The following is a 20,602-nucleotide window of genomic DNA, read 5'->3' as shown; positions in this document are numbered from 1 at the left end:
GTTTCAGGCATCGAAGAACACTGTTTCGCCCAGGCCTTGCAGGCGGATGTCGAAGCGATAAACCGCCATACCGTCGCGATCCGAACGCTCGGCCAGCAGTGTTTTGCGCCGCTCGGGATTCTCCACCAGATTCAGCACCGGGTCCTTGGCATTGGCTTCTGCCTCATCGGCAAAATACAGCCGGGTATGCAGGCCGATATTGATACCGCGGGCAGCAATCCACAATGTCACATGCGGCGCCATGGCGCGGCCTTTCCAGAAGCCGCCCGCATCAGCGATGGCACCCGGCTTGATCGTTTCGAAACGATACAGCCCGGTCTTGAAATCGGTGCCGGCACGGCCCCAGCCACGAAAATCCGGGTTCACACCGCCATCATGCGGATGGCTATAACGGCCTGCGGCATCGGCCTGCCAGATTTCAAGCAGCGCATCCTTCACCTGGGCGCCAGTGCCATCCAGCACCTGGCCCTCGATTACAATACGCTCGCCCGGTACGCCCGGCGGCGCCACCACATTGGTGAAGTTGTTCTGGAAAATGTCAAAACCGGCCTGGCGCGGGATCAGGCCGATATGCACATAGGGACCGCCGGTCTGCGACGCAGTTTCCTTCAAATAATTCACCATGATCAGGCGCCCTTATTCTCAAAATAGGTGGCGCGGCGGCCACGCAGCACAATGTCAAAGCGATAGGCCAGACTGTCCAGCGGCAGCGAGGCATTCAAATCCAGCGGCGCCACCAGGCGCTGACGCGACGCGGCATCGGGAATGCCGCCCAGCATGGCGCAAAGCGGGATCAGCGGATCGCCCTCAAAATACATCTGGGTGATCAGGCGCTGGATGAAGCCCTGGCCGTAAACCGAAAAATGGATATGCGCCGGCCGCCAGTCATTCACGCCATTGCGCCACGGATAGGGGCCGGGCTTGATGGTGCGGAAATAATAGCGCCCTTCGGCATCGGTGAGGGTGCGGCCGCAGCCGCCGAAATTCGGGTCTATCGCCGCGATATAGGTGTCGTTGGCATGGCGGTAGCGGCCACCGGCATTGGCCTGCCAGAATTCCACCAGGATATTCGGCACCGGCCTGGCATTCTCATCCAGCACCTGGCCATGCACAATGATGCGTTCGCCAATCGGCTCACCGGTCTTGGCGTAATTGCGGATCAGGTCATTATCCAGCAAGCCGATCTCGTTTTGCCCGAAGAGCGGCCCGGTCATTTCCGATATGGTTGGCTGCAATGAAAGCAACGGCAGGCGCGGCGAGCGCGCGAAGCTGGTCTTGTAGCCTGGCGTGAAGGCTGGCGGGTGAATGCTCTTGTCCCGCTCGTAAAACGGCCCGCTTTGCTCAAAATCTGCCAAATTCAAATCCTTGTCCATGACCTAGGCTTTCCTCTCCGCCGCTGCCATCTCGGCCAGCGTCTTCTTAACGATCTTGATGGCGCTGTTGGCCGCCGGCACGCCGGCATACACCGCCACATGTAGCAGGGCCTCGCGCAAATCTTCGGGCGTCGCCCCGGTATTGGCGGTGGCGCGCACATGCATCGCCACTTCCTCATCGTGGCCCAGCGCGGCCAGCAAGGCGATGGTGACCAGGCTGCGCTCACGATGCGTCCAGTGCGGCCGCGACCAGACTGAACCCCAGGCACCCTCAGTGATGAAACGCTGGAAATCGATGTCAAAATCCGTCTTGGCAGCCTCGGCACGGTCAACATGGGCATTGCCCAGCACCTTGCGGCGCACGGCCATCCCGGCCTCATAGCGGCTGAGTTCCGCCATCGGTTTCCTCCTGAAAATCTGTGTCAGGATCGAAGTATCATGCCGAAATTGGTAATGTAAAATGATATTGTTTCATTTAATCATACCAAAAACGATATGGAAAAGCCTAGCCATGCTGGACCCGCGCATCAAGCTGCGCCACCTTGCCTGTTTCCTGGAAGTGACCGCGCAGAAAAGCTTCGGCAAGGCGGCGCGCAGCCTGGCCTTGACCCAGCCGGCGGTTTCCAAGGCAATTGCCGAACTGGAGGCGATCCTTGGCTCGCCGCTGCTGGAACGCAGCCGGCGCGGCGTGTTCCTGACCGGCAATGGCGAAGTTTTCCGCCGTTATGCCAGCACCGCCTTCGCCGCCCTGCATGAAGGGGTGGAGAATGTCAGCCGCGCCGAACGCGATGGCGGCACCATCATCGCCATCGGCGCCCTGCCCACCGTGGCCACCCGACTGGTGCCGGCCGCCGTGCTGGCGGCAAAGGCCGAGGGGCTGGCCGCCATCATTCGTGTGCTCACCGGGCCCAATGACTATTTGCTTGGCCGGCTCAAGGAAGGCGGGCTGGATATCGTGGTGGGGCGGCTATCCGATCCGGCGATGATGCAGGGCCTGGCCTTCGAGCCGCTTTATACCGATGAGATCGTGTTTGTGGTGCGGCCGGGCCATCCGCTGCAACACCGCCATCCGCTGACGCTGCATGATATCGCCGCCTTCACCGTGCTGTTTCCGGTGCCGGGATCAATCATCCGGCCGGATGTGGAGCGGCTGATGCTGGGCCAGGGCCTGACCATGTTGCCAGACACAATCGAAACCGTGTCGCCAAGCTTCGGGCGGCGCTACACCCGCCTCTCGGATGCAGTGTGGATCATCTCACGCGGCGTGGTGCAGGATGATGTGGCTGAAGGTTATCTGGCCTTGCTGCCGGTCAGCATCGACCGGCCGACCGGCGCGGTGGGCATCACTACACGCTTCGATGTGGTGCCGCGCGGCGCCATGAACCGGCTGCGCGAGGCGCTCAGGCGCCTCGCCGCCGACCTGCGCTGATTACTCCTCGACGGCTTCCGCTGCCAGCAGCTTGGCCCATTCCTTGGCTTCCTTGGCCGACACACCGCCAACAACGGCCAGCGAGCGGCGCAGGCGTTCGCGCACCACGTCGCGGCCGAGCAGTTCCATACTGTCAAACAGCGGCAGCGATTGTGCGCTGCCGGCAATGGCAACATAGAATGGCCGCACCAAGTCGCGGAATTTTACACCAGTTTTGTCGGCGACCAGACGCAGGGTCTTGTCAATCGACGCCGTATCCCAGGCCGCCAGCTTGTCGAATTCGGCCAGGGCAAAATGGAAGGCCTGGCGCAATTGCAGCTCGTTCAGCTTGTTGTCGCGCAAGGCCGCTTCCGGCGTATCCAGCACGCCGGCAAACAGATAGGCCGCCAGCATGCCAAGATCGGACAACCGGGTGATGCGGGTTTGCGCCAGCTTGGCGATGGCCATTTGCCGCTCTGGCTGGAAAGCCCAGGCGGCAACACGCTGGATCAATTGCTCCGGCGTCAGCGTTTCGCGGATATAGCGGCTGTTGAGCCAGTTCAGCTTGTCCTGGTCGAAAACCGGGCCGCCGAGCGAGATATTCGCCGGATCGAACTGCTCCACCAGTTGCTCCAGGCTGCGCATCTCGTCGCCTTCGGCCACCGACATGGTGAGCAGGCCGAGGAAGTTCAGCAATGCCTCGGGCAGATAGCCCATACGCTGGTAGAACAGGATACCAGTGGGATTCTTGCGCTTCGACAATTTGCTGCGATCCGGGTTACGCAGCAGCGGCAGATGGCAGATCTGCGGCATCTGCCAGCCGAAATAGTCATAGAGCAGCTTGTGCTTCGGCGCCGAGGAAATCCATTCCTCGCCACGCATCACATGGGTGATTTGCATCAGGTGGTCGTCCACCACATTGGCGAGGTGATAGGTCGGCAGGCCATCCGACTTCATCAGCACCTGCATATCGACCTTGGACCATTCAATCTCGATCGGGCCGCGGCGCATGTCATTGATCACACAGACGCCTTCGGTCGGCACCTTCATGCGCACCACATGCGGCTCATTGGCTGCCAGCTTGGCGCTCACCTCGGCCGGGCTGAGATGCTGGCAGCGGCCATCATAGCGCGGCTGCTCGCCACGTTTGCGCTGCTCCTCGCGCATCAAATCCAGCGTCTCCGATGTGCAGAAACAGCGGAAGGCATGACCCTTGTCGAGCAGATGATTGCAATGCTCGGCATAGACGGCGGCGCGTTCGCTCTGGCGATAGGGGCCATGCGGGCCGCCCACATCCGGGCCTTCATCCCAGGTCAGGCCCATCCAGCGCAACGCTTCCAGGATCACGCGCTCGGATTCGGCGGTGGAACGCGCCCGGTCGGTATCCTCGATACGCAGCAGAAACTGCCCGCCATGCTTCTTGGCGAAGCAATAGTTGATAAGCGCGATATAGGCCGTGCCGACATGCGGATCGCCGGTGGGCGATGGGGCAACGCGGGTACGAACGGTCATGGCTGAAAATCCTCAAGAACCGGAAGCGGCCGGCAAGATAGGTCCGGGGGCGCGGCGAATCAACTCACCAAAGCCCGAATAGGACTACAGAAACACCACGCAGGAGACGATGTAATCCACCGGGCCGCCAGGCTCGGCCAGCGGGCAATGCACCCGCGACATGGTGTATTTGCGGTCACGCTTGAAGGCGGTATCGGCCAGCCCCTCAAAAAACTGCGGCTGCTGCTGTTCGGCCACAAAACAGTAATTGGCATAGGCCGTTCCAGTGACCGGAAACAGCACCGATTGCCGCACGCGCTGGTGCGTCATATTGCCGAGGAAGCTGATAATATCCTCGCCGATGATGCGATATTCAAAATCCAGCGGATCACGAAACACCCGCAGCAGAATCAGGCTGGGCAGGAAGCGCGCCATCAGGATCGGGTCCATATCGGCTCGGCTGGGCATCGCCCGCCCATCGCAGCGGCTTTGCCAGAAGCGATAAAAATCAAGCACATGCGGATTGCTGACAATGGCCGGATCAAGGCCGGCACGGAAGCCCCGCACCAAACTATGCCCTGGCACGGACTGATATGGTTCAGATGGCAATGTCAGTTCATCAGGCAAGGCAGGTTTCCGCTACAGGCAGCCTGCCTTATCACATAGCATTCCACCCTGGCATGGGCATACAGGAAAATAGCGCAGCGCAAAGCTGTATTACTGAACCGGGCGAGCTTCCTGGCGATGGCTCGGCACCATTGAGGGCACGCCAGCGCCAATATCGATAAAGCGCATGCCCTCGCCTTCCTCATAGGAATCAGGGTCTACCGCCTTGTCGCTGCCCGGCCGGGTCAGGCTGGAGGCGCAGCAGAGGGCCAGCGTGGCCTGGCTGGCACCATTCTCGCAAAACGGGCCGGTAACAAATTCGACCGGCAGAATGCCGCCTCGCCCAAGCCGCAGCCAGTAATAAATTACGGCACTGCACGGCTGGGCCACCTGGGCCATGGTGAGATGGGCGCGCCAGGCGCGGTTTTCCTTTGAGGTCAGGTCAAGGTAATTGCAGCCAGCCAGATCGACGCCGATCTGCTTAGTGATGCTATCGCCAACCCATTCAATCTGGATGTCGTCATGGCCGCGAACATTGAGCATTAGGCAGGAACCTGCCAGCTCGCCCAGAGCGGCAAGGTTAATGTCGCGGCGTTCTGGCAGCAGGCGCCCCCGGCGCCATTCGTGCCATATGGCAAGAAAGTCGCGGCTGCGGGCCGAGAGCGGCTTAGGCAGACTCGAAACAAAATCCATGCCTGCATTATAGCAAGACGGAATTTTGGATAAACAGCTTTCATCCCTGGATTTACGGGAATCCTACCCGACCAGACTCGCCTAAAGGTTAGGCATCCGCCTCAATCCGGCCGGTCGAGCGAGAAGCTTTTATCCACCAGGCAATATTCCATATAGCCAAGCCGGGCCAATGGCCGCAGCAGGGCAATATCAACAAAGCCATCCTTCAGCACACGCTCATCAATATGGATGCCGACAACGCGGCCGAAGACGACAAAATTGCGCCCACCCGGCGTGGTGCAGGGCATTTCCACGGTTTGCAGATAGCGACATTCCAGATGCACGGGGGAAGCTTTGACCCGCGGCGCTTGCACCAGCTGAGACGGCACTGTTTCCAGCCCGGCGACCTCGAATTCGCTGCTGCCATGCGGCAGATGCGCCGAAGTGCGGTTCATGGCATCAAGCAGGCCATCGGTGACCATGTTGACAACAAATTCGCCGGTTGCCTCGGCATTGCGCTGGCTGTCCTTGATCGCGTCATCGCCCGGCTTGCGGCCGGGGCCAAGCCCGGTGCCAAACAGCACCACCGGCGGATCGGAGGCTACGGCATTGTAGAAGCTGTAGGGCGCCAGATTGGGGCGGCCTGCAGTATCCACAGTAGAAATCCAGCCAATCGGGCGCGGCACCACCAGGGCCTTGAACGGATCGCGCGGCAGGCCGTGATTACGCTTGTCGGGTTCATAGAACATCGGGCATTGCCTCGTGGAGTCAGGGGAGCAGCAGGATGGCGCCGGTAGTGGCGCGGGCCTCGGCGGCGCGATGCGCGGCAGCCGCTTCCGCCAGACCGAACCGCGCGCCGATCGCCGCCTGCACATGGCCGGCAGCGATGGCGTCAAACAACTCTGCCGCATTGGCGCGGAACACTGCCGGATCGGCATTATGCGGAAATACCGACGGCCGGGTCAGAAACAGGCAGCCCTTCTTGTTGAGCAATTCCGGTTCAATCGCCGGCGCCGGGCCGGAAGCGGCACCATAAATCGCCACCAGACCAAATGGCGCGGTGCAATCAAGCGACTTGAGAAACGTGTCGCGGCCCACGGAATCATACACCACCCGCGCCTTGCGTCCGCCGGTTGCGGCCAGGAAAGCCTCCGGCCAATCGGGCTGGCTGTAATCCACCGCCGCATCGGCGCCGGCAGCACGCGCGATGGCGCATTTCTCGGCACCACCCACCGTGCCAACCACAAAAGCGCCAAGCGCCTTGGCCCAGCGGCACAGGATCTGGCCAACCCCGCCAGCCGCAGCATGCACCAGCACTACATCGCCGGCCTGCACTCGATGTGTCTTGCGCAGCAGATATTGCGCGGTCAGGCCCTTGAACAGCAAAGCCGCCGCCTGCTCGTCGCTCACCGTCGCCGGGATCGCCACCAACTTCTCGGCCGGCACTATGCGATGATCAGCATAGGCGCCCAGGCCGGCATTCATATAGGCAACCCGGTCGCCAGGCTTGAAGCCGGCCACATCCGGCCCCACCGCCAGCACAATGCCGGCCGCTTCATGGCCCAGGCCGGTCGGGCTGGGCAGCGGATACACGCCTTTGCGCTGGTAGACATCAATATAATTGAAGCCGATGGCACTCTGACGCAGCAACACACTGCCCGGTCCGGGTTCGCCGAGACTTTCAGTTTCCACCTGCATCACCTCGGGCAGACCGAATTCACGCAGCACGATGCGCTTGGCAGTTATGGTCGACATGGGGCCTCTCTCAAAAACCAAACAGGCTGGACAGGAAACGCAGGCAGACAAGGGTGAGGAAGATGCCAAAGGCCACTTCCAGTTTACGCTTGGGCAGGGCATGCGCCAACCGGGCGCCCAGCGGCGCGGTCCAGATGCTGGTTGGCACAAACAGCACAAAGCCGATCAATGAAACATAGCCCAGCGCCAGCGGCGGCTGCAAAGCAGCCACAGCGGCATATTCTGCCATCTTAGGCCAGCCGGCATAGATATAACCCAGCGTACCCGGGATCGAGATCAGGATGCCAAGCCCCGACGAGGTGGCGATGGCCTGATGGATCGGCCGGCCATAGAAGGTCAGTACCAGATTGGACAATTGCCCGCCGCCAATGCCCATCAGCGAAGACAGCACGCCAATCACCAAACCATAGAGGCGCATCGCCAGCGCGCCGGGCAATGTATCGCCAAGGCGCCAGCTATCACGGCCAAAGATCAGCCGGATCGCTGACAAGCCGGCAACAAACACAAAAACCAGCTTGAACAGATCAGCCGGCGCATAACGGGCAATCAGGCTGCCACCGAGCACGCCCAGCACCACCGGAATGGTCCAGGCCCGCACCACAGCCATATCCACCGCCCCCTTGGCCCGATGCGCGTTGAATGAGCGGATCGAGGTGGGAATGATGATGGCGAGCGATGTGCCGACGCAAAGCGGCATGCGTGGCGCTTCCGGCACCCCCATCAGGGCAAAGAGTTCATACAGCACAGGCACGATCACGGCGCCGCCGCCAACACCGAACACACCGGCCAGGATGCCGGTTATCGCACCGGCGCTCAGCAAAGCCAGCGACAGCCAAGCCAGTTCGGAAAACGGAATGCCAAGGATCATTGTGATGACTCGTGCGGGAAGACTGGGGCCCAAGGGCATAGCATGCGGCCCGGCCGGCGTCAGCCCTGCCCAGCATGCCATCGCCGCCGCTGATTACAGAAAATTGATACCGCACGGCGCCAATTGACGGCATGCTGGCGGGTGAACCAGACGCGGAGCCGATCTGCATGACCCGCCTTTACCCGCATCGCCGCAACCTGCTTGCCGGCCTGGGCGCTACGTTGGCCATCGGTACGGCCAAGGCCAATGTAATGTCGGCCATCGATCTTGCCCTGGTACTGGCGGTGGATTGCTCAGGCAGTGTGCGTGGCGAGCATTATGATCTGCAACAACGCGGCTATGCCGATGCCTTTCGCCACCGCCGGGTGATCGAGGCAATCCTGGGTGGCCTGCATGGCGGCATCATCGCCTGCTATTTTCAATGGTCCGGTCCGGCCCTGCACAATCTGGTTATCCCCTGGACTGTCTTGCGCAGCCGGGCGGATATTGCCGGTTTCGCCACCGCCTTGCAGCAGGCGCCGCGCAGCATCTTCGGCGGCGGTACCGCGCCGGCCGAGGCCATCGATTACGGCGCCGCCCTGTTGCAACGCGTGCCGGCACAACCGCTGCGCAGGGTGATCGACATTTCCGGCGACGGGCGCAGCAATCGCGGCCGGCCACCAGCCATGGCGCGCGATGCCGCCGCGGCGCAAGGCATCACCATCAACGGCCTGCCGATCCTGCATATGGAAGAAGACATCGAGGAGTATTACGAGCGCAACGTGATCGGCGGGCCGGGCGCCTTTCTGATCTCGGCGCGCGATTACGAATCCTTTGCCGATGCTGTGCGACGCAAGCTGATCCTGGAAATTTCCAGCGCCGGCTGACTTACAACGCCTTCAGATAGCGGATCGGCCGTGCCGGTTGCAAACCTTGCGCCGCCGCAATGATCGCCTGCGCATCCAGGCCATAATGCCGGAACAATTCCTGGATCGAGCCGGTCTGGCCAAAATGCTCCACCCCCAGCGCGCGCTGCCGGTGCCCGGCCACGGCACCAAGCCAGCCCAGCGTGGCGGGATGACCATCCAGCACTGAAACAATGCCGCAATGGCGCGGCAGCAGGGCGAAGAGCCGCTCGACATGGCTGCGCGCGCGCGCCTGCCCGCGCTCACGGGCGCGTTGCGCCGCCGTCCAGCCCGCATTCAGCCGGTCGGCAGAGGTTACCGCCAACAATGCCACATCCCGACGATCCTCGGCCATCATGCCGACCGCTTCTATCGCCTCCGGCGCCACCACCCCGCTATAAGCCACCACAATTTCGGTATTTGGCCCCGGGGGACGCAGCCAATAGCCGCCATCGATGATGGCGCGGCGCAAGTGTGGCGTCATCTCGCGGATTGGCTGCTCCAGGTTACGGGTGGAAAGCCGCAGGTAGACCGCGCCACCGGTTTCATCACGCAGCCAGCTCTGTTCCTCAGGTGCCTCACCCACCGCCGGCTTGGCACCATCGCGCTGCATGTAATCAAAGGCAAAATGCAGGATGGCGGCCAGTTCATCGGCATAGGCCGGCTCAAACGCCGCCAGACCATCCTGCGCCATGCCGATCAACGGCGTGGCGATGGATTGATGCGCGCCGCCCTCGGGCGCCAGCGCCAAGCCGGATGGTGTTGCCGCCACGATGAAACGTGCATCCTGGTAGCAGGCATAATTCAGCGCATCCAGGCCGCGGCTGATGAACGGATCATACAATGTGCCGATCGGCAGCAGACGTTCGCCGAACAGATCATGCGACAGGCCCAGCGCCGAAAGCAGTGTGAACAGATTCATCTCGGCGATGCCAAGTTCCATATGCTGGCCCTTGGGCGAAAATTCCCACGAAAAGGTGGATGGAATCCGCTCCTTCTTGAAGATATCCGCCATGGCCTGCTTGGCGAACAGGCCACGCCGATTGACCCAGCCGCCAAGATTGGTCGATACCGTGACATCCGGCGCCGTGGTGACGATGCGCTCGGCCAGCGGCTCGGCCGAGCGGCCGAGTTCATTCAGGATCAGACCAAAAGCCTGCTGGGTCGATATTTCCGCCTGGGCCGGCAGCGGCAGCGTCTCCGGCAAGGCCACCGGCGCAGCCGCGCGCCGGCGGTTTGGCTCGGCGGCAAAGGCGCAATGCGCCAGAAAGTCATCCAATTCGGCCGGCGTGGCGGCCAGGCCTTCATAACGCTGCCATTCATGACCGGGCCGCACGCCCATGGCCTGGCGGAAACTGTCGAACTGCGCCGGATTAAGCAGGCCGGCATGATTGTCCTTATGCCCGGCCAGCGGCAGGCCGAAGCCCTTGATGGTATAGGCGATGAACACCACCGGTCGGTCATGGTCGATGGCCTGAAAGGCGCGCAACAGGCTGGGCAGGTCATGCCCAGCCAGATTGGTCATCAGCCGGGCCAGTTCGGTATCGCTGCGGCTTTCAATCAACCGCGTGATGTCACCCTGATCGCCGAGATCATCCAGCAGCCGCTTGCGCCAGGCCGCGCCGCCCTGGAAGGTGAGCGCCGAATAAAGCTGGTTCGGGCAGGTATCGATCCAGGCGCGCAAACTTTCGCCGCCCGGCTCAGAGAAAGCGGCTTCCAGCAGGCTGCCGTATTTCAGCACCACCACATCCCAGCCGAAGGCGCGGAACAGGGCCTCGAAGCGCTCATACAGCCCTTCACGGATCACCGCATCCAGGCTCTGGCGATTGTAGTCAATGATCCACCAGGTGTTGCGCAGGCCATGTTTCCAGCCTTCCAGCAAAGCCTCGTAGATATTGCCCTCGTCCATCTCGGCATCGCCTAGCAACGCGATCATACGGCCTTCCGGCCAATCCCTGGCCCAGCCATGCGCCTTGACATAATCCTGCACCAGACTGGCAAACAATGTCTGCGCCACGCCAAGCCCGACCGAGCCGGTGGAGAAATCCACATCCACGGTATCCTTGGTGCGTGAGGGGTAGCTCTGCGCCCCCTTGTAACCCCGGAAATTTTCCATCCGCTGCTGCGTCTGGCGCCCGAGCAGATATTGAATGGCATGGAAGGCCGGGCTGGCATGCGGCTTCACCGCCACCCGGTCTGCCGGGCGCAGCACATGAAAATACAGTGCCGTCAAAATCGTGGCCAGCGAAGCACTGGAAGCCTGATGCCCGCCAACCTTCAGATTGTCAGTCTTGTCGCGCAGATGATTGGCATGATGCACCATCCAGGTGGACAGCCACAAAACCTTGCGCTCCAGCTCGGCCAGCAGTCGCAGGGTATTGGCATTGATCGGGGCGGTATTGGACATGGCAGCTCCCTCGCATTCGCGGCGGAGAGTCTAGCCGTTAAAGCGTGGCGTTTTTTTGCGTATCACTGCCGCATAAGGGCCCGATTTGCAAAATTTTTCCAATATTCTATGATTTTGAGCATGGCTAATGCACAATACCAGCTTGATCAGATTGATCGCCGTATCCTGCGCCAATTGCAGGACAATGCCCGGCTCTCCAGCACCGAACTGGCCGCCGAGGTGGGCATCTCCGCCTCACCCTGCTGGCGCCGGGTGCGCGCCCTGGAAGAAGCCGGCGTGATTGCCCGCTATGTCACCCTGCTCAATCCGGAAGCGCTCGGCCTGTCGATCAGCATCTTCACCAATGTGACGCTGGACAAGCAGATTGAGCCGGCGCTGGAAGCCTTCCAGAAAGCCGTGCGCAAGCGCCCCGAGGTGATGGAATGCTATCTGATGACCGGCGATTTTGACTATCTGCTGCGTGTGGTGGTGGCCGATCTCGGCGCCTATGAGCGTTTCCTGCTTGACCACCTGACGCGGATTCCCGGCGTGGCCAGCATCAAATCCAGCTTCGCCCTGAAGCAGGTGAAATACACCACGGCTTTGCCGATTGCACCGTGATGTACTACCGCGTTCTCAATAGGCCGACATGCCGCCATCGATCACAAGCTCGGTGCCGGTGACAAAGGCTGCTTCATCGGAAGCCAGATAAGCAACACCGGCTGCCACATCCTCCAGCCGCCCCATATAGCCCAACGGATATTTATCCAGAAAGTGCCGCAAGGCTTCTTCGCGGTTACTGCTTAGGCCATTGCGGGTATGTGCGGCGAATAAAGCCTCCGCGGAATTGCCTTCGGTCAGGCCCGGATGCACCGAATTCGAACGGATACGATAACCCTTACGGCCAAAATCGATGGCAATGCTCTTGCTGAAAAAACGCAGGCCCGCCTTGGAAGCAGTATAGCCCGGCATCGCGGCGGTGCCGACAATACCGGAAAGCGACGAGACATGCACAATCGCCGAACCAAAAGGCGTTGTCTTCGCACTCTCGCGCAGCAGGGTAAGGCATGACTGCACACCCAGGAATGGGCCTTCGAGGTTGACCGTCATGGTCTGCCGCCATTCCTGCTGCGACATTTCTTCCACCGACTTGGCGATTACCAGGCCGGCATTGTTCACCAGAATATCAAGCCGGCCGGATTGCATGGCGATATCAGCCACAACCTGCTGCCAGGCTCCGGCATCGGTCACGTCCAGGCGGCATGCCACGGCTTTGCCACCCTGCCCGGCAATCTCGGCCACTACAGTGGCGGCACGGTCTTCTTGCATGTCGGAAACATGCACTTCGGCACCTTCCTGCGCCAGGCGCCGAGCAATGGCGGCGCCAATGCCCTGACCCGCACCCGTGACCAGCGCAACCCGTTTTTCAAGACGTCGCATCATTCAGCCCTAATATCATGGCGCCCATGGAAATCTTCTGCAGCCATGCCTGGCCGAAGAAGAACTGCGGCCAGGCAATCGGGTTCAGCGCTGCGGCGGGACGAAGTCAGCCGAAGTCGGCACAAAATCGTTGGTGTAGAGTGTCTTCGGATCGGGCGGGTTGGCAACGCCGCCATAAAGCTTCAGCACTTCCACAGTGGAGGCCCAATCCGCATCCGACATCCAGCCGAGCGGCTTGTTGGCAGTGTTGGGGGTATTCCAGCTATGCCAGGACAATTCGCTCTCGCGGCGGCTGATCGCCACATCCGAGGTGGGCTGATACTTCTTGACGATCAGCGCCGCTTCCTCAGGGTTCTGGCGGGCATAAAGAAAGCCCTTGAGGCTGGCGGCGACAAAATCGCGCACCAGGGCCGGCTGTGCCTTGAGGAAATCATTATGCACGATGATGCCATTGCTCACCGTGTTCACACCGCAATCGGCATACCACAGCATGCTGGCCTGCTTGCTGCCGCGGATTTCGATGCTCGGCACCCAGCCCTGAGCAAAGCCGGCAATAGCATCCACCTGGCCGTTGATCACTGCGGGGGCGGCACCAGCCGGATCAACATTGACGATCTTGATCTTGCTGCCATCAAGGCTGCAACCACGCATGAAAGCCGGCCATTGCTGGAACTGCGCCGACCCGGTGGGGATGCCAATGGTCTTGCCTTCCAGCATCTTTGGCGTAGTGATGCCTGAGGATGCCAGGGTGATCACCGCCGTCGGTGTACGCCGGAAAACACTGGCCACCATCTTGAGGTCCATGCCTTTCGACACGCCATTGGCCAGCACATAGCCATCGGCAAAGCCGAAATTCGCCACCTTGCTGGCAATGAGCTGTGCCGTGCTGCCGGAACCCTTGCCTTGCTCGATGGTGAGGTCGATGCCAGCCTGGGTGTAGAAGCCTTTTTCCTGAGCGACGATGAAACCATTATTCGGGCCCTGGAAAGCCCAGTCCGTGATCATCTTCGCCTGACGTGGCGGATCGGCGGCCTGCGCACCTGCGGCCAACATACAGAGCGTCGCGATCGAGATTGCGCCTCGCGCCAGATTGGAAAGTTTATTCATTGTCACCCCCTGAGTTACGCGCCCGCGCGGCGCAATCAATCAGAAACCTGTTTTCCGGTCTGCGGCAGGCCCCAGCTGCGCCGCAATTCAATACTGCTATCATGCTACTAACTATCCAGTAAAATAGATTCTTTGCATAAAATTGACCACATCACGCAAAAGAAGCCCGCGTGATATCAGCCATTTTTCAATATTTTCGGCGCCGCGATCGGTATGGAGGCAAAAACGCGGTCAGCATTTTTCTGCTTTTTGAGCGCATTTTTATGTGGCCTGGAATCATCAGCCGCGAGGGCTTTTTCCTGCTCGCAATCAGGCCTGCATGCCGCCACGCGACCGAATGGCATGCGCAACACGTCTACAGTCAATTGCAGCAGCCGCGACCGATTATCTTGGCTGTGTAACCGGCAGCCGCACCACCTGCTATCATCTGCACACAAATGACTGTGGCGAGCGGCCGGTTCAGCGGGAAGCGCGCATCAGGCCGGTTTCGGCATCATAGAAAGCTGGGTGAAATCCGGCGCTGGCCGATGACCAAAACCAACGCAATCAAGCGAGCCAAGCGCCAGCATGCCATTTTCGATGCGCAGCCGCACTTTGCCCTCGTGGCGGTGGTAAAGATCGGGATGGCTGGCCAGGAAGGCGTCCGCTTCGCTGGCAGGCCGTTCGCAAAAGCCATCGACAAAATGATGGCCGTTGCGTTCAACATGGCCAAGGCCGAGCAGGTTCACCAGAGCCAGATCCTGCTGTAACGACACGCCGGCATGCACCGTGAGGTCTTCCGCCGACATGAAATAGCGACGCGGCCCGCCTTCGGCATTCCACAGGTCGCAACGCGCCCGATTGATCACGGATTTATAGAAGCCCTTGCAGGCCTTGGACGAAACCCCGCTATAGCCAAGCGCCCGGGCGCGCACAAAGGAATCGATCTCGCCATCCGATTCATCAATGATCAGCGGCTTGGCAGCGGTGAAAGCCTCCACCGGCGTGGACAAGGCCGTTTGCCGCATGATCGGCTGTTCCACAAACAGGGTTGATTCGCGCAGGCGCTGCAAGGCCGGAGCGGCCTCGATGGCATGCCAGAGTTCCAGCGCCGCAGCGGCGGTGGCATATTGCTCATTGCCATCAATGGTGGCGAAATACGGCTCCGACATACGATCCAGCACGCTGGAAATCTTGCTCAGGCGTTCGATATCCGCCACCAGATCGCCGCCAACCTTGAGCTTGAAATAACGCTGGCCATAGGCTGCAACCACTTCCTCCAGCGTTTCCGGCAGGCCGTCATTCACCCGATCTTCTGGCTTCTGATCGGCTGCCACCAATGGATCAACCATGCCCACGGTATGGCGCGCCGCCATGCTGGCTGATGGACGCAAACCGGCCAGGAAGCGATCAAAATTGAAACCCGTCAAATCGGGCATGATGTCATGCGGCTGCATGCCGGGCAGGTTGGCCTGCATGGCGGCATAGAAGCTGACATTCTCCAGCCGGCAGACTGCATCCAGGATGGCACGATCCAGCAGAGCCGGGCCGTAGCTGGCAACCAGCGGCAGCAGGCCAAGTTTGCCACAAGCGGCAACATGCTGCTGGTAATGATCGGCGAAGAAACCAAACGGCGTGCGCGGCTGGCTGGCGGTGTAGCAAGCAATCGCCAGCGCCAGCGAGCGCCGCAACTGGTCGGCAGCCTGTTCATCGCTCAAAGCCGGGTTCTTGTCGAACCATTTGCCGCCAATGGATTCAGCAGAATACCCCCAGCCCTCGCGGCCATCAGCCAGACGGATGCGCAGCCGGATCACTGCCTGCCGGCCACCGGTGGAGGTGATATTGCCAAAGCGGAAGGTCATGCGGTTTTTGTAGGCGCGCTCAAACGCCTCCACGGCCAGAACGGTAAGTTTGGGGGCGCTATTGGTCATCGTTGTGCCTCGATCAATCCCTGCATATAGCCAATCGCCCGCGCCGCACAGGTGGCGCCATCGGGCTGATAGTCAAATGGTTCAACCGCTATCCAGCCGCGATAATCCATACGCAACAAAGCAGCAAACAATGCGGCAAAACGATCTTCGCCCTGGCCCGGGCCGCGCTTATTGCGGTCATTCACCTGGATATGCGCCACCAGGCCTTGCGGCAGCCAGCGCGCCACCAGGGCCGCCAGCGGCTCGGCTTCCATCTGCACAGCAGCGCTGCAATCGATCATGCTGCGGAAAGCCGGATTCTTCACGGCGGCGACCAAGGCTGCGGCCTCTTCCAGTGTGTTGATGTAATTCGCCAACGGTGCCGCCAATGGCTCAATGCAATACACCACACCGGCACGTTCGGCATGCTCGGCAATGGCAGCAAAAATCTCCAGCGCATGGCCGCGTGCGGTTGCGGTATCGCCTTCCGGCAGCCGGCGCTGTGCCGGCGAGCCATGCACCAACACATCGCCCCCCAGGGCCGCGCAAAGATCAACCAGACGATACATCACATCGCGGGTGCGAACCCGCACGCAAGGATCATCGCTGGTCACCGAAAGTCCTTGTGGCCGCAACAGCAGCCAATGCAGACCAGAAATGCGGATGCCGGCATCGCTGGCAATATGATGGATTTCAGCGATACGGGCATTGGGCAGCTTATGCGGCTCATCGCCCAGCGTGAACGGCGCCACTTCCAGGCCGTGATAGCCAAGGGCAGCTGCCAGCGCGCATTGCGCAGCGAAATCACGGCCCTCGGCGATCACCTCATTGCACAGCGCCAGCTTCATGGCGCTTACATCGTCTTGCGACCAGTCAGCTTCTCGAAGATATCCAGCGAGAGCTGGCCGGCCTGGGCGGTGGCTCGCACCTGCACCGTACGCGGGCGCGGCAGATCAATCGGCTTGATCTCGGCCACCCGGCCGGGCCGGGCTGACATCACCACCACGCGATCCGCCATGAACACGGCTTCCTGGATCGAGTGGGTGACAAAAATGATGGTCTTGCGTGTCTCCGAGCTTTCGCCCCAGATACGCAGCAATTCCAGATTCATGTCGTCGCGCGTCATGGCATCCAGCGCACCAAATGGCTCGTCCATCAGCAGCAGCGGCGGATCAAGCAGCAAGGCTCGGCACAGCGAAGCACGCTGCTGCATGCCGCCGGAAAGCTCGTTCGGCCGCTTCTGCGCAAAATCCTGCAAGCCGGTGAGGCGCAGCAATTCATAGGCGCGCTCGCGGTATTTCGCCGGATCAAGGCCGGCCAGTTCCGCCGGCAGCAGCACATTATCGAGGATGGTGCGCCAGCGCAGCAGCACCGCGGCCTGGAACACCATGCCCACTTCTGCAATCGGCCTGGTCACATCCTGGCCGTTCACCTTGACCACGCCGCGCGTGGCCGGACGCAGGCCGGCGATGATGCGCAACAAGGTGGATTTGCCGCAGCCCGAGGGGCCGACAAGGGCAATGAATTCGCCACGGCGGACGCTGAGCGAAATATCGCTCAGCGCCTCCACCGGGCCACTTTCGGCCTGATAGACCATGCCAACCCGGTCGAGTTGGATCACTTCATCGTTCAACGCACGACCTCCTCTCGAACCGGGCCGACAACAGGCTCGCTCACTTGAAGTTGGCCGGCACGGCCACCTTGGTGAGGAACTCGTTGCTGTACACATCATTGCAGGCCACGGTCTTGTTCAGGCCCATATAGGTGTTCACCAGATCAACCGAACCGCACATCTTCTTCGGGTCCATATAACCGATGCCATTGGCGCGGTAGGTTTCCGAATTCATCAGCGTCAGACCCAGCTTCATGTTGGCGCTGACATAGACGGTGTCGATTTCCGGCACGCGCTTCTTGAAGATTGCCACGGCGGCTTCCGGATCGGCCATCACATCGCGCCAGCCCATATAGGAAGCCTCCAGGAAGGCGCGCAGGGTCTTGCTGCGTTCCTTCATGGTCTTTTCGCTGGCCATGATCGACATCGAATACATATCGAAGCCAAAATCCGCCCAGGGCATGCTGACCGCCGTGCCGGGGCCACCCATCGCCTTGTCGTAATTCGGCAGGCCGGTGAGATAATCGGCCACCGCGTCAACGCGCTTTTCGCTCACCGCCGCAATCTTGGCGGTCGGCTCGATATTCACCCAAGTGACCTTGTTCACATCCACGCCATGCAGCTTGGCGAAAGCCGGCCAGACCTGGCGCTGGCTGTCGCCCGGCGGCGCGGCGATGGTGCGGCCTTCCAGATCCTTCGGCTTGCGGATCGGGGTATCCTGGCGGCTGAACACATTCAGCGGGGTCTTGTCGAAGATCATGCCCACGGTCTTGATCTTGGCGCCGCGTGAAACGGCGGCGATCACCACGGCGGCATCGGCCAGGCCGGCATCGGCGCGGCCGGTATCCACCTTGGCAATGGAATCGCCGGAACCCTTGGAATTCTCCAGGGTCACATCAAGGCCACGATCCTTGTAATAGCCCTTGTCCAGCGCCACCCAATAGGCAGCATGATCGCCAACCGGAAACCAGTTGAGTGCAAACAGGAACTTCTCCTGCGCCTGGGCCGCCGATGCGCCCGCAAATGCGAGCGAGGCCGTTACCAGAGCGCCAAACAACATCTTATTCCGTTTCATCGCTACCCTCCTGCTGATGGTTCACATGCTTCATGGTTATTGGTTATCCGGATTTTCGGCCCAGGGCGTCAGAATCCGGGTCAGCATGGCGACAAAGCCAAAGACCAGGAAACCCATGATCGAAATCCAGAACAACGCCGCGAACGCCACCGAGGTGTTCATGCTGCTCTGGGTGGCAATGATGACGTAGCCCAAGCCCCGCTGCGACGCGACAAATTCACCTACGATGGCGCCAACCACGGCCGACGTGGCGGTGATTTTCAAAGCGCTGAGGATGAAGGGATAGGCATTCGGAATGCGGATCTTGGCAAAGACCTTCCATTTCGGCGCGTTGAACACGCGGCCAAGGTCAAGCAGATCGCGGTCGATCTGGGTCAGGCCAACGGCAGTATTGATCACCACCGGGAAAAAACCGATCAGCGCGCCGATCAGCATGTTGGGCAGGATGCCATAGCCCATCCAGATCAGGAAAAGCGGCGCAATCGCCACTTTGGGCAGTGTGTTGACAAAGACCAGAAACGGCATCAACGCGCGCGAGATCAGTGTGGACCAGGCGATCATGGTGCCAAGGATAATGCCGGCAGCAGCGGCGATGAAGAAGGCGCCAAAAATCTCCAGCGCCGTAACCCAGATGTGGCGGCTCCAGGGAATCTGGTCACCCACCAGAGCGGCATAGACCGCAGCCGGGCTGGGCAAAAGATATTCGCGGATGCCGCCAAAGGTGACGGCGAATTGCCACAGGATCAGCAACACCGCAAACAGCGATAGCGCAGGCAGTCGCTCTATGAGCCATTTAGCTGTTTTCATCATGCCGCCAGTTCCTTGAGTGCGGTGGTGCGGTCGCCTTCCAGCCAGCGCGCCAGGTTGGCGGCCACGAAGGCATCATCGGTGAGGTGCGGATAGGCCTTGGCCACCCGGGTAAGTTCTTCGGCCTGACCGGGGCTGAGGCCTTCGTTGGGATCAAGGCACCAGATGCCGCGCAGCAGGCCCTGCCGGCGCAGGATTTCGTGGCAGCCGGCAATGCAGCCATGGAAAGCATGTGCCACATCAAACAGCGCACTGTTGCAATCGGTCACCTGCCCGTCCAGCGCCAGCAATTCGGCACTCACCGCCGGCTTTGTCGCTTCAGCCTGGCAGCGTTGCAACAATTGCACGGCAGCCTGCACCCAGACCGACCAATGACCAAGCAAGCCGCCCTTGATCCGCACTGTCACCGGCTTGCCATCGCGGATCAGGGTATAGGGCGTCACCAGATCGGCGACGATATGGTCGTCATTGCCGGTATAGAGCGTAACCCGATCCTCGGCTTTGGCCGCCACCACACCGCGCACCACATCCAGCGTGGCATACCGGTTGAACGGCGCCATCTTGATCGCCACCACGTTTTCGATAGCGGCAAAGCGGCGCCAGAAATCGAAGGATAGCCGGATGCCACCCACCGAAGGCTGAAGATAAAAACCAACCAGCGGGATTTCGCGCGCCACAGCGGTGCAATGCTCGATCAACTCATCTTCGCTGGCGCCCTTCATGGCGGCCAGGCTGAGCAGGCCGGCATGATAATCCAGGCCGCTTGCCACCTGCGCCTCGCGGCAAGCCTGCGCCGTGCGCCCGGCCAGGCCGCCGATGCGGATCAATGGCCGATCAGTCCAGGCCGCAGCGGTTTCCGCCGCCAGTTTCAGCACCGGTTCGTAAAGCCCGACCTCGCGGATGGCGAATTGCGTGGTATGCACGCCCACGGCCAAGCCGCCGGCGCCAGCATCAACATAATAGCGCGTCAGCGCCTGCTGGCGCGCCGGATCAAATTGCCGCGCCTCGGTCAGTGCCAGCGGATGCGCCGGGATCACCGTGCCCTGGCGCAAAGCCTGCAACACCGGGGCCGGCATATCACTCCAATGTTTTGCCATCCTGCTCACTCCCTACCCAAGTTCCGGACCAGCGGCGGCGAAAGAACGGAAATTGTCGCCAAACTGCGTGATGCCGCCGCGCATCATGCGCTCAAAACCGCGCTGCCGCTGGTCCGGAACTTGGGTAGGGAG

General features: G+C 61.0%; 22 protein-coding genes. 3 read left to right on the top strand and 19 right to left on the bottom strand.

All coding sequences use genetic code 11. The features are described from left to right. Positions 1-3 precede the first annotated feature (3 nt). Genes pcaG through pcaC form a run of 3 tightly spaced genes read right to left on the bottom strand, consistent with a single transcriptional unit; the run spans position 4 to position 1,772 of the window. Positions 4-627: a protocatechuate 3,4-dioxygenase subunit alpha gene (gene pcaG / locus KBB36_RS06680; protein ID WP_366933173.1), complete on the bottom strand. Its 624-nt coding sequence runs from the start codon at positions 625-627 to the stop codon at positions 4-6. Then, positions 627-1,373, bottom strand: a complete 747-nt coding sequence (pcaH, locus tag KBB36_RS06675) for a protocatechuate 3,4-dioxygenase subunit beta (RefSeq protein ID WP_290978190.1) — start codon at positions 1,371-1,373, stop codon at positions 627-629. Before pcaH ends, pcaG begins: the two co-directional genes overlap by 1 nt. A 3-nt stretch (positions 1,374-1,376) precedes the next feature. Next, positions 1,377-1,772 carry a 4-carboxymuconolactone decarboxylase gene (gene pcaC, locus KBB36_RS06670; protein ID WP_290978189.1) on the bottom strand — a complete coding sequence of 132 codons (396 nt, stop codon included), beginning with the start codon at positions 1,770-1,772 and terminating at the stop codon, positions 1,377-1,379. A 112-nt stretch (positions 1,773-1,884) separates the two neighbouring features. Between pcaC and pcaQ the strand changes: the two genes are divergently transcribed. After that, positions 1,885-2,802 carry a pca operon transcription factor PcaQ gene (gene pcaQ, locus KBB36_RS06665; protein WP_290978188.1) on the top strand — a complete coding sequence of 306 codons (918 nt, stop codon included), beginning with the start codon at positions 1,885-1,887 and terminating at the stop codon, positions 2,800-2,802. Here the strand turns inward: pcaQ and gltX are convergent, their stop codons facing one another. The 6 genes from gltX to KBB36_RS06635 all read right to left on the bottom strand — a co-directional run bounded on the left by gltX (position 2,803) and on the right by KBB36_RS06635 (position 8,173). After that, entirely contained in the window at positions 2,803-4,293 is a 1,491-nt protein-coding gene (gltX, locus tag KBB36_RS06660) for a glutamate--tRNA ligase (RefSeq protein ID WP_290978187.1), read from the bottom strand. It lies immediately after the preceding gene. An 84-nt stretch (positions 4,294-4,377) separates the two neighbouring features. Then, entirely contained in the window at positions 4,378-4,839 is a 462-nt protein-coding gene (locus KBB36_RS06655) for a PAS domain-containing protein (protein WP_290978186.1), read from the bottom strand. A 150-nt stretch (positions 4,840-4,989) separates the two neighbouring features. Then, entirely contained in the window at positions 4,990-5,571 is a 582-nt protein-coding gene (locus tag KBB36_RS06650; RefSeq protein ID WP_290978185.1) for a PAS domain-containing protein, read from the bottom strand. Positions 5,572-5,672: 101 nt separating this feature from the next. Continuing rightward, positions 5,673-6,299: a flavin reductase family protein gene (locus KBB36_RS06645; protein WP_290978184.1), complete on the bottom strand. Its 627-nt coding sequence runs from the start codon at positions 6,297-6,299 to the stop codon at positions 5,673-5,675. 19 nt (positions 6,300-6,318) lie between these two features. After that, positions 6,319-7,305 (bottom strand): quinone oxidoreductase, encoded by a 987-nt coding sequence (locus KBB36_RS06640; protein ID WP_290978183.1) that lies wholly within the window; start codon positions 7,303-7,305, stop codon positions 6,319-6,321. A gap of 10 nt (positions 7,306-7,315) precedes the next feature. Next, entirely contained in the window at positions 7,316-8,173 is an 858-nt protein-coding gene (locus tag KBB36_RS06635) for a sulfite exporter TauE/SafE family protein (RefSeq protein WP_290978182.1), read from the bottom strand. 167 nt (positions 8,174-8,340) lie between these two features. Between KBB36_RS06635 and KBB36_RS06630 the strand changes: the two genes are divergently transcribed. Further along, a complete protein-coding gene (locus KBB36_RS06630) occupies positions 8,341-9,039 on the top strand; it encodes a DUF1194 domain-containing protein (protein ID WP_290978181.1) in 699 nt (232 codons plus the stop codon). A gap of 1 nt (position 9,040) precedes the next feature. Here the strand turns inward: KBB36_RS06630 and KBB36_RS06625 are convergent, their stop codons facing one another. After that, entirely contained in the window at positions 9,041-11,464 is a 2,424-nt protein-coding gene (locus KBB36_RS06625; protein ID WP_290978180.1) for a transketolase, read from the bottom strand. Between the two features lie 120 nt (positions 11,465-11,584). Between KBB36_RS06625 and KBB36_RS06620 the strand changes: the two genes are divergently transcribed. Next, positions 11,585-12,064, top strand: a complete 480-nt coding sequence (locus KBB36_RS06620) for an Lrp/AsnC family transcriptional regulator (protein ID WP_290978179.1) — start codon at positions 11,585-11,587, stop codon at positions 12,062-12,064. 15 nt (positions 12,065-12,079) lie between these two features. On the opposite strand, the gene KBB36_RS06615 is transcribed toward KBB36_RS06620, so the two are convergent. The 9 genes from KBB36_RS06615 to KBB36_RS06575 all read right to left on the bottom strand — a co-directional run bounded on the left by KBB36_RS06615 (position 12,080) and on the right by KBB36_RS06575 (position 20,470). Then, positions 12,080-12,886 (bottom strand): SDR family oxidoreductase, encoded by an 807-nt coding sequence (locus KBB36_RS06615; RefSeq protein ID WP_290978178.1) that lies wholly within the window; start codon positions 12,884-12,886, stop codon positions 12,080-12,082. Positions 12,887-12,967: 81 nt separating this feature from the next. Beyond that, positions 12,968-13,990, bottom strand: coding sequence for an ABC transporter substrate-binding protein (locus KBB36_RS06610; protein WP_290978177.1), 1,023 nt, complete (start codon positions 13,988-13,990; stop codon positions 12,968-12,970). A 176-nt stretch (positions 13,991-14,166) separates the two neighbouring features. Next, positions 14,167-14,334: a hypothetical protein gene (locus KBB36_RS06605; RefSeq protein ID WP_290978176.1), complete on the bottom strand. Its 168-nt coding sequence runs from the start codon at positions 14,332-14,334 to the stop codon at positions 14,167-14,169. Between the two features lie 132 nt (positions 14,335-14,466). Continuing rightward, entirely contained in the window at positions 14,467-15,900 is a 1,434-nt protein-coding gene (locus tag KBB36_RS06600) for a mandelate racemase (RefSeq protein ID WP_290978175.1), read from the bottom strand. Further along, positions 15,897-16,727, bottom strand: coding sequence for a sugar phosphate isomerase/epimerase (locus tag KBB36_RS06595; RefSeq protein ID WP_290978174.1), 831 nt, complete (start codon positions 16,725-16,727; stop codon positions 15,897-15,899). The genes KBB36_RS06600 and KBB36_RS06595 overlap by 4 nt, the downstream gene beginning before the upstream one ends. A gap of 5 nt (positions 16,728-16,732) precedes the next feature. After that, on the bottom strand, positions 16,733-17,512 hold the full coding sequence (locus tag KBB36_RS06590) for an ABC transporter ATP-binding protein (protein ID WP_290978173.1): 780 nt from the start codon (positions 17,510-17,512) through the stop codon (positions 16,733-16,735). Between the two features lie 40 nt (positions 17,513-17,552). Continuing rightward, positions 17,553-18,566, bottom strand: a complete 1,014-nt coding sequence (locus tag KBB36_RS06585; RefSeq protein WP_290978172.1) for an ABC transporter substrate-binding protein — start codon at positions 18,564-18,566, stop codon at positions 17,553-17,555. Positions 18,567-18,602: 36 nt separating this feature from the next. Beyond that, positions 18,603-19,376 carry an ABC transporter permease gene (locus KBB36_RS06580; protein ID WP_290978171.1) on the bottom strand — a complete coding sequence of 258 codons (774 nt, stop codon included), beginning with the start codon at positions 19,374-19,376 and terminating at the stop codon, positions 18,603-18,605. Continuing rightward, positions 19,373-20,470, bottom strand: coding sequence for a dihydrodipicolinate synthase family protein (locus KBB36_RS06575; protein ID WP_290978170.1), 1,098 nt, complete (start codon positions 20,468-20,470; stop codon positions 19,373-19,375). Before KBB36_RS06575 ends, KBB36_RS06580 begins: the two co-directional genes overlap by 4 nt. Positions 20,471-20,602 lie beyond the last annotated feature (132 nt).

Origin of the sequence: Ferrovibrio sp., assembly GCF_017994015.1 — a bacterium.
In the GTDB taxonomy this organism is placed as follows: domain Bacteria; phylum Pseudomonadota; class Alphaproteobacteria; order Ferrovibrionales; family Ferrovibrionaceae; genus Ferrovibrio.
This window is presented reverse-complemented; position numbering and strand designations above follow the sequence as displayed.